This is a genomic window from Streptomyces sp. NPDC006463 (assembly GCF_042870715.1).
GTDB lineage: Bacteria > Actinomycetota > Actinomycetes > Streptomycetales > Streptomycetaceae > Streptomyces.
The window spans coordinates 201,958-214,257 of record NZ_JBIAHP010000008.1; the positions used below are offsets into that span (position 1 = coordinate 201,958).

Consider the following 12,300-nt stretch of genomic DNA (forward strand, 5'->3'; position numbering starts at 1 on the left):
TTCAGTACAGCTAAAGATTTTTACGTACCATTAGCGCTCGTGATGGATGAGCTTCCTCTCGACCAGGTGCGGACGCTGCTGGCGGTGGTGGACGAAGGAACCTTCGACGCCGCGGCGGCCGTCCTGCACGTGACCCCGTCCGCGGTCAGCCAGCGGGTCAAGGCACTGGAGCAGCGGACCGGGCGGGTGCTGCTGATGCGGACGAAGCCGGTGCGGGCGACGGAATCCGGGGAGGTGGTGGTCCGCTTCGCCCGGCAGCTGGCCCGGCTGGAGCGGGACGCGCGGGCGGAGCTGGGAATGGCCGAAGGGTCGGGACCGGTGCGGCTGCCGATCGCGGTGAACGCGGACTCCCTCGCCGTCTGGTTCCTGACGGCGATGGCGCGGGTGGAGCAGGATCCGCCCGTCTGCATCGAACTGCACCGCGAGGACGAGTCACACACGACCGCGCTGCTGCGGGAGGGCCAGGTGATGGCCGCGGTGACCTCCGCGCCGGATCCGGTCGCGGGGTGCAGCGTACGGATGCTGGGCCTGGCGCGGTACCTGCCGGTGGCGAGTCCGGATTTCGCGGCACGCCACCTGACGGGCGCGCCGGCCCGGGACCTGAGGCGGGCGCCCGTGATCGTCTTCGACCGGAAGGACGAGCTCCAGGACCGGTTCGTGCGGTCGCTGACCGGGGACGCGGCGAGCGGGGCGGGGCCGGTGCGGCACTCCGTACCGACGTCGGAGGGATACCGCGACGCGGTCGTCGCGGGGCTGGGGTGGGGGATGGTTCCGGAGCAGCAGGCGAGGCCGTTGGTACGGACGGGGGAACTGGTGCTGCTGGCGCCGCGGCGGCCGTTGGACGTACCGCTGTACTGGCAGCAGTGGAAGCTGGATTCGCCGGCCCTGTCCATGGTGGCCCGGGTGGTCGCGGAGGCGGCCGGGCAGGCGCTCCGCAGACCCCCGCGGACGACTCCTGAGGTGGGCGACAGGACGTGACGTGCTCCGCTCGGACGTGACCCGCTGCGCCGGAAGGTGACCTGCGCTGCCGGAACGTGACGCGCTCCGCTGCGTCCACCTCGGTTCGGGCGGCATGGTCGCAGCCCGGGGGGCGTCCCGGGTGATGGCAGACTGGCCGCTGATCAGCCGAAGAGGAGCACGCGTTGTCCATGTTCAGCAACCTCCGCCGGGTCGTCCGCCGCGGTTACCGGCGGGCCGTCGACCTCAGCCACCCGGCCCGCTCCCCGCTCGGCAGTGCCGTGGTCAACTGCGTCGTCTACCAGGACGGCGTACGCCAGGAAGGCTGCGCGGAGGCCGAGGAGGCGTTGCGCAGGGTCCGCAAGACGGGCGACGGCTTCGTCTGGATCGGCCTGCACGAACCGGATCAGTCGGAACTCGCCGGGCTCGCCAAGCTGTTCGGACTGCACCCGCTCGCCGTCGAGGACGCCGTGCACGCGCACCAGCGCCCCAAGGTGGAGCGGTACGACGACACGCTGTTCTCCGTCTTCAAGACCGTGCGCTACGTCGATCACGACGAGCTGACCGCCACCAGCGAGGTGGTGGAGACCGGCGAGCTGATGGCCTTCACCGGCGAGGACTTCGTCATCACCATCCGGCACGGCGGAAGCGGCACCCTCGGCCCGGTCCGCGAGGCGCTGGAAGCCGCCCCGGGGCAGCTGGCCAAGGGGCCGGCGGCCGTTCTGCACGCCATGGCCGACCACGTGGTCGACGACTACGTGGCCGTGACGGACGCGGTGCAGAACGACATAGACGCCGTCGAGACCGCGGTGTTCAGCCCGGAAGGCGGGCGCGGCGACGCCGGCCGGATCTACCAGCTCAAGCGTGAACTCCTGGAGCTGCGGCGGGCGGTGGCGCCGCTGAGCCGCCCGCTGGAGCAGCTGGCCACCCAGCCGATACCGGTCATCCCGCCGGAGGCCCGCGCGTACTTCCGGAACGTGGCCGACCACCTGAGCCGGGCCACCGAGCAGATCAGCGCCTACGACAACCTGCTCGACTCGATCCTGCAGGCGCACCTGGCACAGGTGACCGTCGCGCAGAACGAGGACATGCGCAAGATCACGGCGTGGGCGGCCATCGTCGCCGTACCGACGATGGTGTGCGGCGTCTACGGCATGAACTTCGACCACATGCCCGAGCTCCACTGGCAGTTCGGGTACCCGATGGTCCTCGGCCTCATGGCGGTCGCCTGCTTCGTCATCCACCGAGGTTTCCGGCGCAACGGCTGGCTCTGACCCTCGCGAAATCCCGGTGAGGGCGGCCGAGGCCGCCGGTATGGTCCGCCCTGTCATCGATGATCACAGGGAACGGGCGGTTCGGACATGGAACGGACGGCGACGGAGCCGGTCGGCGGCGCACTGGCCGGTGAGCGCGTGCGGCTGGAGCCGCTCGCGCACCGGCATCACGACGGACTCTGCGAGGCGATACGCGACGGGAGCCTCTGGGAACTCCCGGTGACGACCGTCCCGCACCCGCAGGACGTGCCCGCCTTCATAGAGGACGCGCTGGCGGCGCACGAGGCGGGCACGCAGATCGCGTACGCGACGGTGGACCTCGCGACCGGCAGGGTCGCGGGCTCCACGCGGCTCATGATGATCAACCTCCCGCACCGGCGGCTGGAGATCGGCTTCACCTTCCTCGGCGCGTCCTGGCAGGGGACGGGGCTGAACACCGAGGCCAAGCTGCTCATGCTCACCCACGCCTTCGAGGTGATGGGCATGCACCGCGTCGAGCTCCTGACCGATGTGCGCAACAGCCGGTCGAGGGCGGCGATCGCACGGCTGGGGGCCACGCACGAGGGAGTGCTGCGCCACCACATGGTGATGCGCGACGGATGGATCCGCGACACCGCCGTTTACAGCATCACGCGCCCCGAATGGCCGGACGCCAAACACTCGCTCCAGGCCCGTGTGTACGGGTCTTGAGGATTCCCAAACGCTGGTAGTAAAGTTTCCTAACCAACCAAGGAAGCCTCAACTACCCCACGGAGGCCTTGTGTTCGCCCCCCGACGTAAGACCCTGGTCATCGGCGCCCTGATCGGCAGCGCGCTCCTCGCCGTACCGGTCGCGGCCCACGCCACGGCCGCCGACGCCGGTGCCGCCTCCGCGAAGGTGACCGCGGCGGCCGCCGTCGGTCTCGACGATCCGGCGAAGAAGGAAATCGCCATGCAGATCGTCTCCAGCGCCGAGAACTCCTCGCTGGACTGGAAGGCGCAGTACAAGTACATAGAGGACATAGGCGACGAGCGCGGCTACACGGCCGGCATCATCGGCTTCTGTTCCGGCACCGGAGACATGCTCGACCTCGTCGAGTACTACACCCAGGTCAAGCCGGGCAACGTCCTCGCGAAGTACCTCCCCGCCCTGCGCAAGGTCGACGGCTCCGACTCGCACGCCGGTCTCGACCCCAACTTCACCAAGGACTGGGCGAAGGCGGCCCAGGACGCCGAGTTCAGGAAGGCCCAGGACCACGAGCGCGACCGGGTCTACTTCAACCCGGCGGTCAAGCAGGGCAAGTCCGACGGGGTCGGCACCCTCGGCCAGTTCATCTACTACGACGCCATCGTCATGCACGGTGACGGCGGCGATTCCACCAGCTTCCGCAACATCCGCAAGCGCGCGCTGTCCAAGGCCAAGCCCCCGGCCCAGGGCGGCAACGAGACCGCGTGGCTGAACGCCTTCCTCGACGCCCGCGTCTGGGCGATGAAGCAGGAGGAGGCGCACAGCGACACCAGCCGCGTCGACACCGCGCAGCGGGTCTTCCTGAAGAAGGGCAACCTGCACCTCAACACCCCCCTCGACTGGAAGGTCTACGGCGACTCCTTCCACATCGGCTGACGCACCTGCGGTCGGGGTCCGGGCCCGGGCCCCGACCGCGGCGCCGCGCGGCCGATCGGGCGATGCGGGAAGTGACCTTGACCCGCCAGTAAACAGGGGCATGAATTCTGCCCGGGCTTGATCCAGCAGGACGGGCCCACCATCCGTCCTCTGGGGGGACTCGTGCACTACTACACCGATGTGCTGAAGAAGTACGCCGTCTTCGCCGGTCGCGCCCGCCGCCAGGAGTTCTGGATGTTCGTCCTGTGCAACCTCGTGGTCGAGGCCGTCATCGTGAGCCTGGACCTCGTCCTCGGCACGAAGGGCATCATCGACGCGGTCTACACCCTGGTGATCCTCCTGCCGTGCATCGGCCTCACCGTGCGCCGGCTGCACGACACCGGCAGGTCCGGCTGGTGGTACCTGCTCGTCCTGATCCCCCTCATCGGCTGGATCTGGCTCATCGTCCTCATGGCCACCGAGGGCCAGGCCGGGCCGAACGAGTACGGCCCGAGCCCCAAGGCCGTCCACGCCTGACCGGCCCGAGCACGCGCACACCCTGGCGCCGCCGCCGACGGAACACGTCCGCGGCGGCGCTCTCGTGTGACGGGCGTGACGCGCGTCTCCCGGGGCTCGGGGCAGGGGGCTGTCCGGACCGGCCCGATCACGAGATATCTTGATGTCGAGCAATGTTGCAGACGAGAGACGCAGACTGTGGAGCGGAGCATCCGGTGACTGACTCGACCATCATCTACACGCACACTGACGAGGCCCCGGCCCTCGCGACGTATTCGTTCCTGCCTGTGATCCAGGCATACGCGTCGACGGCCGGTGTGAATGTCGAGACCCGTGACATCTCCCTGGCCGGTCGGATCATCGCCAGCTTCCCGGAGTACCTCCAGGAGAGCCAGCGGATCGCCGACGCCCTGGCCGAGCTCGGCCAGCTGGCGAAGACGCCGGAAGCGAACATCATCAAGCTTCCCAACGTCTCGGCCTCGATCCCGCAGCTCAAGGCCGCGGTCGCCGAGCTCCAGGGCCAGGGCTACGCCCTCCCGGACTACCCGGACGACCCGAAGTCCGACGAGGAGCGCGACGTCCGCGCCCGCTACGACAAGATCAAGGGCAGCGCCGTCAACCCGGTCCTGCGCGAGGGCAACTCCGACCGCCGCGCCCCCGGCTCGGTCAAGAACTACGCCAAGACGCACCCGCACCGCATGGGCGCCTGGACCCCCGAGTCGAAGACGAACGTCGCCACCATGGGCGAGAACGACTTCCGCTCCACCGAGAAGTCCGCGGTCATCGCCGAGGCCGGCACCCTGCGCATCGAGCACGTGGCCGCCGACGGCGCCACCACCGTGCTGCGCGAGTCCGTACCGGTCCTCGCCGGTGAGGTCGTGGACGCGTCCGTCATGCACGTCGACGCGCTGCGCACCTTCCTCAACGACCAGATCGAGCGTGCCAAGGCCGAGGGCGTGCTGTTCTCCGTGCACCTCAAGGCCACGATGATGAAGGTCTCCGACCCGATCGTCTTCGGCCACGTGGTCCGCGCCTTCCTCCCGAAGACCTTCGCCCGCTACGGCGAGACCCTCGCCGCCGCCGGCCTGTCGCCCAACGACGGCCTCGGCGCCGTCCTGAACGGCCTGGGCGCGCTGCCCGACGGCGACGCGATCAAGGCCTCCATCGACGCCGAGATCGCCGAGGGCCCGGCCCTCGCGATGGTCGACTCCGACAAGGGCATCACCAACCTGCACGTGCCGTCCGACGTCATCGTCGACGCCTCCATGCCGGCCATGATCCGCACCTCCGGCCACATGTGGGGCCCCGACGGCAACGAGGCCGACACCCTCGCCGTCCTCCCGGACAGCAGCTACGCCGGTGTCTACCAGGTCGTCGTCGACGACTGCCGCGCCAACGGCGCCTTCGACCCCTCCACCATGGGCTCGGTGCCGAACGTCGGCCTCATGGCCCAGAAGGCCGAGGAGTACGGCAGCCACGACAAGACCTTCGAGATCGCGACCGCGGGCACCGTCCGCGTCGTCGACGCCGCGGGCAACACGGTCCTGGAGCAGGAAGTCGCCGCCGGTGACATCTTCCGCGCCTGCCAGACCAAGGACCTGCCGATCCAGGACTGGGTCAAGCTCGCCGTCACCCGCGCCCGCGCCACCGGCAGCCCGGCCGTCTTCTGGCTGGACGAGGCCCGCGCGCACGACGCGCAGCTGATCGCCAAGGTCAAGACGTACCTGGCCGACCACGACACCGAGGGCCTGGACATCAAGATCCTCTCCCCGGTCGAGGCCACCGCCTTCTCCCTGGAGCGCATCCGCCGCGGCGAGGACACCATCTCGGTGACCGGCAACGTGCTGCGTGACTACCTGACCGACCTGTTCCCGATCCTGGAGCTGGGCACCAGCGCCAAGATGCTGTCGGTCGTCCCGCTGATGAACGGCGGCGGCCTCTTCGAGACGGGCGCCGGCGGCTCCGCCCCGAAGCACGTCCAGCAGCTGGTCAAGGAGAACTACCTGCGCTGGGACTCGCTCGGCGAGTTCTTCGCGCTCGCGGCCAGCTTCGAGCACCTCGCCACCACCACCGGAAACGCCCGCGCCCAGGTGCTGGCCGACACCCTGGACCGCGCGACCGGCACCTTCCTCAACGAGGACAAGTCGCCGAGCCGCAAGCTGGGCGGCATCGACAACCGCGGCAGCCACTTCTACCTCGCCATGTACTGGGCGCAGGAGCTGGCCAAGCAGACCGACGACGCCGAGCTGGCCAAGGCCTTCGAGCCGCTCGCCAAGACGCTGTCGGAGCAGGAGGAGACCATCGTCGCCGAGCTCATCGCGGTGCAGGGCTCGCCGGCGGAGATCGGTGGCTACTACCGGCCCGACGCCACCAAGGCCGCGGCGATCATGCGCCCGTCCGCGACCTTCAACCAGGCGCTGGCCCTCCTCGGCTGACACCTTCAGTCGCACGCGTGACGTCTCCGCCCCGGCCGGCCCCGTGCCCGGCCGGGGCGGACCCGTGTCCGCACCGCCCGCAGTCCCTAGCCGACAACGCGAGCATCCTGGAACTGCTGCCTGAGGAGTGGGCCCTGCGCTAGCGTTCGCTGGTCGGTGACCTTCGGGGGGCTCTGTGGCACGCGGTTCCAACTCGTCCTGCGGCGGTATCGGATGCGCTGCGATCCTGCTCCTGACGTTCGTCCTGCCCACGGTCGGATACCTGCTCTCGCTCCCGTTGACCCTGCCCGACCTGATGGCGGCGCAGACGCCGCCGCAGCAGCTGCACGGCTTCGTCCCGTACCTGGTCACCTACGGCATCCCGGTCGTGGTGGCGCTGGGCCTGGCGCTGTTCGCCGGCCGGCGCCGTTCCTTCGTGTGGTGGCTGGTCCCGGCGCGGGCCGCGGCCCTGCTGGCGCTGGTCGCCGCGGCCCTGTGGTGGACCGAGAGCAGGGTGGGCGACCAGCCCCTGTGGAACATCCGGGCGACGGCCGAGAGTCTGGCCGCCGGGCTGGTCGCGGCCGCCTTCGTCGCCGCGGTCCGCCGGTGGGACGGCTCCCGCGGCGGCACGCTCGCGGCGAAGGGCACCCAGCGGCCGGCCCCGGGAGAGGTCTGGCTGGCGATGGTGCCGCTCCGCGAGGATCCCGGGCGGCACCTGCGGCACTACTGCGTGGTGCTGGCCGCCCACGCCGACCACGCGGAGGTCGCCCAGATCACCAGCCAGGACAAGGACGGGCGGTCCGACCACATCCGGATGCCGAACGACGGCTGGGACAAGGTCTCCGGCCGGCCCCACTGGGTGGAGATCGGCCGGCCGCCGCGCCAGGTCGACTACCGGCTGTTCCTCAAGACCCGGCCCCAGGGGAACTGTCCGGCGCCGGTGTGGCGCGAGCTCAGCCGGCAACTGGGCTGACGTCAGAGCCTGTGGACCCATTCCTGCTCGAAGGCCAGCGGAGACCGCCCGGACGCGAGGATCCGCAGTCCGGGGGCCACCGCGAGCAGGCGGCGCAGCCAGGCCAGTGCTTCGGGGCGGAGCTGTTCGGTGCCGTCCAGGACGAGCAGCATGTCCCGTTCGGCCAGCCACGAGGCGGTGTTCGCCGTGCCGCAGGGCAGGAAGCGCATGCCGCGTACGCAGCCCAGTTCGGCCGTCAGCTCGCGGACTCCGTAGCCGCCCCGGAGCGGGTCCAGGGCGATGACGGCCACCCCGTCGCAGAAGTTCGACGCGAGCCGCCGGGCGATCTCCCGCACGAGCAGGCTCCGCGGCTCGCGGAACCCTCCCGTCACCGTCAGTACGCGCCCCCGGCGGACGGTGGTGAGCAGCCGGGACATCTCGGTGGACGTCGCGGGCAGTGTCGTTCCGGGCGACCCGGATTCCCTCATCGGCACGATGCCCCCCATTGCATGCGTGACCAAGCGCGGCAAAAGGGGTGTTTCAAGCCGCATGACGATGATTATCCGCCGCTTGCGCCAGGAGGCCAGGGGAATGTCGCATTCCGCAGAGAACGGCCCGCCGTGGCGGGCGGGCCGCGTCCAGCCCGAAGTCCTCGTACATGACGGGCAGTTCGTTCTCCACCACGTGCCCGCGTCGCTGCCCGCCGAGCACAGCGACCCGCAACCGGCGTAGGTCCCGTCGTCCCTGTGACGTACGTGTCCGGGCGCGCGCATCCTGAAACGGTTGTCCGGCAGCCGGTAATGGGCTCTACTGCTGTGCAGCCCCCACCGAGGGGCATATTCGCGGGAGGGGCCAGGATGAGCGCGGACCGGCGATCCGACGGGCGGGCCGCCCCGCGCGGCTCGCACCGGCACCGGCACCGGCGCAGACCCGGCTTCCGGGGCCGCAGGCCGCTGCTCGCCCTGCTGATCTCCGCCTTCCTCCTGGTCGGGGTGTGCGCGGCCACCGGGATCGCCTGGGACCCCTTCAACGGGGCCTCGCCTCAGGCCGGTTCGGCCCCCGGCAGCGGAGTCCCGTGCCCCACCGGGCCCGGCAGCGCCGCGCCCGCCGCCTCCGCACCGGCCACCCCGCAGCCGGCCGACAGCCCGCAGCCCACCAAGGGGGCGGCCGCCAAGGGCAATCCCAAGGGCGCGGTGGACACCGGGGCCGCCCGCCCCTTTGGCGCCCTGCCCTTCGACCTGCCCGAGCCGGCCGCCCTGCGCTCCGGCGCGGCGGGCAGGAAGCTGGTGTTCGCCCACTACTTCACCCCGTACCCGCTCTCCCTCGACAACGCGAGCGCGGACGGCGACTACTACACCCGCAACTACCTGAACCCGGGCGGCGAGAGCGGCAAGCACGAGAAGTACGGCGGCCTGCTGCGCGACCGGCCGCTGCCCACCCCGCCCAAGGCCGGCGACTGGGAGTACGCCAACCTCCAGCAGGAGGTACGCACCGCCCGCGCGGCGGGCATCGACGGGTTCACCCTCGACATGCTCTCCCTCTCCGGCAAGAACTGGGACCGCTCCAACCTCCTGATGGCGGCGGCCCGTTCGGTGGACCCCGCATTCAAGATCATGCTGATGCCGGACATGACCTCGCTGAAGACCGACGACCCGGGCGTGCTCGCCGACGCGATCGCCACGCTCGGCGACGCCCCCGCCGCCCACCGGCTCCCCGACGGCCGACTCGTCGTCTCCCCCTTCAAGGCGGAGGCGAAGAGCGCGGCCTGGTGGACCCAGGTCATGGAGATCCTGAAGACCAGGCACGGCGTCCGCACCGCCTTCGTCCCGCTCTTCCTCGACTTCGGCGCCCACAACGGCGCCTTCGCCCCCATCAGTCACGGCTTCTCCGAGTGGGGCAGCCGCAGTTACGTCGGCCAGGAGAGCAGCACCCGCGACGTCCGGCGGGCGCACGACATGGGCAAGATCTGGATGCAGCCCGTCTCCGTCCAGGACGCCCGCCCCAACCAGGGCATCTACGACGAGGCCGGCAACACCGCGACCCTGCGCTCCACCTGGACGCACGCCATCGAGGACGGCGCCGACTGGGTGCAGCTCACCACCTGGAACGACTACTCGGAAGGCAGCCAGTTCGCGCCCTCCCTGCACAACGGCCACGCCTACCTGGACCTGACCTCGTACTACCTCACCAAGTTCAAGACGGGCAGCTGGCCGAAGATCGTCCGGGACACGCTGTACCTCACCGCCCGCACCCAGTTCGCGAGCGCCGACCCGACCGGCGACCAGTCGCTGCTGATGGCGCCGCGCAAGGGCAGCGCGGCGCCCCGGGACACCGTGGAGGTGCTCAGCTTCCTCGCCGAGCCGGCGACCGTCCGTACGACCGTCGGATCCGCGAAGGACACCCACGAGGCACCCGCGGGGATCCACTCGCAGCTGCTCCCGCTGAAGCCCGGCACGGCCTCGGCGGAGGTGGTGCGGGACGGGAGGAGCGGAGCGGACGTGGAGCTTCCGTACCCGGTGGACCGCACGGTGGAGGTCCAGGACCTCCAGTACTACGCGGCGACCAGCGGACGGGATCAGTAGCGCAGCGCGGCCACCGGCAGGCCACCCTGTCGGGATTGGCCCTGTGGGCTCGGCCGCGCTCCTTGCATGATCCGGAAGCAGGCCAGCCGCACCCGTCACCCGGAGGTACCCGTGACCGAGCACGCCACTCCGACCGCCTTCCCCGGCGGCGCCGCCCTGTTCCGGCTGGACCCGGGCGTCGCACACCTCAACCACGGCTCCTACGGGGCGGTACCCCTCCCCGTCCAGGAGGCCCAGGAGGTGCTGCGCGCCGAGGCCCACGCCGACCCCGACGCCTTCTTCTTCAGCGTCTCCGACCGGCTGGCCGAGGCCCGCGGCCGGATCGCCGCCCGCCTCGGGACGGACCCCGAAGGCCTCGCCTTCATCTCCAACGCCACCGAGGGCGCCAACATCGCGTTCGACGCCATCCCGCTCGAAGACGGCGACGAGATCCTGGTCACCGACCACGGCTACGGCACCGTGACCGCGGCGGCCGCCCGCCGAGCGCCCGTCACCACGGTGGCCCTGGACCCGCACCTGCCCGACGAGGACGCCGTACGCGAGGCCGTGCTGGCGGCGCTCACGCCCCGCACGAAGGTGGCCCTCCTCGACCACGTCAGCTCGCCGACCGCCCGCCTCGTGGCCGGCCCGCGGCTCCTCGCGGACCTCGCCGCGCGCGGGATCATCACCGTCGTCGACGGCGCCCACACCCCCGGCACGCTGGCCGAGCCGATCGCCGCGGGGGCCGACTTCTGGTTCGGGAACCTGCACAAGTGGGGCTACGCCCCTTCCGGCAGCGCGCTCCTCGCCGTCGCCCCCGCCCACCGGGCCCGCGTCAGGGCCCTGGTGCCCTCCTGGGAGGACCACCGCGGCTTCCCCCGCTCGGTCGAATACCGGGCCACCGCCGACTACACCGGATGGCTGGCCGCCCCCGAGGGCCTCGACCTGCTCGACGGCCTGGACGCCGCCAAGGTACGGGCCCACAACAGCGCGCTCGCCGCCTACGGCGCGGACCTGCTCGCCCGGATCCCCGGGTTCACCGCCCTCCCGCACACCCCGGGCCTGCCGATGCGCTCCCTGCTGCTGCCGCCCGGCGTCGCCGAGACCCAGGACGCCGCCCGGGCCATGCGCGAGGAACTCGCGGCGAAGCTCCGTATCCGGGTCCTGGTCTGGCCCCGGCCGGGCGGCGGCGGCCTGCGCGTGTGCGGGCAGGTGTACAACCACCCCGAGGAGTACGAACGCCTCGCCGCTGCCCTGCCCGCGTTCCTGGGATGAGGACGCTCAGCCGCGCCTGAGCAGGTACGTGTCCATGATCCAGCCCTTGCGGGCGCGGGCCTCGGTGCGCAGCTCCTCGATGCGCCCGGCGACGTCCGCGAGCTTGCCCTGCACCAGGATCTCGTCAGGGGTGCCGACGTAGGCCCCCCAGTAGATGAAGAGGTCCTGGTCCAGGTGGGCGGTGAAGGCGTGCCGCGCGTCCAGCATCACCACCACGTCGTCCACGTCCTGCGGCCAGCCCTCGGCCAGCCGCCGCCCGGTGGTGATCTGGACCGGGCGGCCCACCCGGTTCAGGTTGGTACGGTGCCGCGCCAGCAGCGCCGAGACGCTGCTGATGCCGGGTACCACCTCGTGCTCGAAGGCCACCCGGCCCCGCTCCAGCACCTCGTCGAGGATGGCGAGCGTGGAGTCGTACAGCGAGGGATCGCCCCACACCAGGAACGCCCCGGTCTCGCCGTCCGCCAGATCCTCCGCGATGAACCGCTCGAAGAGCTCGGCCCGCGCGCTGCGCCAGCCGTCCACCGTCGGGGTGTAGTCGGCGGGGGTCCGGTCCCGGTCCGGGTCCCGGCCCTCCACCAGCCGGTGGCCGGGGCGGGCGTGCTCGTCGAGCATCGCGCGCCGCAGCCCGGTCAGATCCGCCTTCTCCTCGCCCTTCTCCAGGATGAGGAACGCGTCCGCCGCGCCGATCGCCTTGACGGCCTGGAGGGTCAGGTGGTCCGGGTCGCCCGCGCCTATGCCGATCACTGAGAACTTCTTCACGGCGCTATTG

The 12,300-nt window shown here is 71.1% G+C and carries 12 protein-coding genes; 10 read left to right on the plus strand and 2 right to left on the minus strand.

Annotation, left to right across the window (positions count from 1 at the left end):
* Positions 1–42: 42 nt before the first annotated feature.
* From ACFYOB_RS16970 to ACFYOB_RS17000, 7 genes are all read left to right on the plus strand, one after another.
* Entirely contained in the window at positions 43–978 is a 936-nt protein-coding gene (locus ACFYOB_RS16970) for a LysR family transcriptional regulator ArgP (RefSeq protein WP_388560543.1), read from the plus strand.
* 170 nt (positions 979–1,148) lie between these two features.
* Positions 1,149–2,231, plus strand: a complete 1,083-nt coding sequence (corA, locus tag ACFYOB_RS16975) for a magnesium/cobalt transporter CorA (RefSeq protein WP_388560545.1) — start codon at positions 1,149–1,151, stop codon at positions 2,229–2,231.
* A gap of 87 nt (positions 2,232–2,318) precedes the next feature.
* The gene (locus tag ACFYOB_RS16980) at positions 2,319–2,921 is read left to right on the plus strand and encodes a GNAT family N-acetyltransferase (protein ID WP_388560547.1); all 603 of its coding nucleotides are present in this window, start codon (positions 2,319–2,321) and stop codon (positions 2,919–2,921) included.
* 70 nt (positions 2,922–2,991) lie between these two features.
* Positions 2,992–3,834: a chitosanase gene (locus ACFYOB_RS16985; protein ID WP_388560549.1), complete on the plus strand. Its 843-nt coding sequence runs from the start codon at positions 2,992–2,994 to the stop codon at positions 3,832–3,834.
* A gap of 162 nt (positions 3,835–3,996) precedes the next feature.
* Positions 3,997–4,350, plus strand: coding sequence for a DUF805 domain-containing protein (locus ACFYOB_RS16990; protein WP_388560732.1), 354 nt, complete (start codon positions 3,997–3,999; stop codon positions 4,348–4,350).
* A gap of 194 nt (positions 4,351–4,544) precedes the next feature.
* The gene (locus ACFYOB_RS16995) at positions 4,545–6,764 is read left to right on the plus strand and encodes an NADP-dependent isocitrate dehydrogenase (RefSeq protein WP_388560550.1); all 2,220 of its coding nucleotides are present in this window, start codon (positions 4,545–4,547) and stop codon (positions 6,762–6,764) included.
* 175 nt (positions 6,765–6,939) lie between these two features.
* Positions 6,940–7,716 carry a hypothetical protein gene (locus ACFYOB_RS17000; RefSeq protein WP_388560552.1) on the plus strand — a complete coding sequence of 259 codons (777 nt, stop codon included), beginning with the start codon at positions 6,940–6,942 and terminating at the stop codon, positions 7,714–7,716.
* 2 nt (positions 7,717–7,718) lie between these two features.
* On the opposite strand, the gene ACFYOB_RS17005 is transcribed toward ACFYOB_RS17000, so the two are convergent.
* Entirely contained in the window at positions 7,719–8,189 is a 471-nt protein-coding gene (locus tag ACFYOB_RS17005; RefSeq protein ID WP_388560553.1) for a hypothetical protein, read from the minus strand.
* A 97-nt stretch (positions 8,190–8,286) separates the two neighbouring features.
* Between ACFYOB_RS17005 and ACFYOB_RS17010 the strand changes: the two genes are divergently transcribed.
* From ACFYOB_RS17010 to ACFYOB_RS17020, 3 genes are all read left to right on the plus strand, one after another.
* The gene (locus tag ACFYOB_RS17010) at positions 8,287–8,427 is read left to right on the plus strand and encodes a hypothetical protein (protein ID WP_388560555.1); all 141 of its coding nucleotides are present in this window, start codon (positions 8,287–8,289) and stop codon (positions 8,425–8,427) included.
* A gap of 125 nt (positions 8,428–8,552) precedes the next feature.
* Complete coding sequence (locus tag ACFYOB_RS17015) at positions 8,553–10,277, plus strand: glycoside hydrolase family 71 protein (protein WP_388560557.1); 1,725 nt, start codon at positions 8,553–8,555, stop codon at positions 10,275–10,277.
* 111 nt (positions 10,278–10,388) lie between these two features.
* On the plus strand, positions 10,389–11,531 hold the full coding sequence (locus ACFYOB_RS17020) for an aminotransferase class V-fold PLP-dependent enzyme (RefSeq protein ID WP_388560559.1): 1,143 nt from the start codon (positions 10,389–10,391) through the stop codon (positions 11,529–11,531).
* 6 nt (positions 11,532–11,537) lie between these two features.
* On the opposite strand, the gene cobF is transcribed toward ACFYOB_RS17020, so the two are convergent.
* Complete coding sequence (cobF, locus tag ACFYOB_RS17025; RefSeq protein WP_388560561.1) at positions 11,538–12,290, minus strand: precorrin-6A synthase (deacetylating); 753 nt, start codon at positions 12,288–12,290, stop codon at positions 11,538–11,540.
* Between the last annotated feature and the right edge of the window lie 10 nt (positions 12,291–12,300).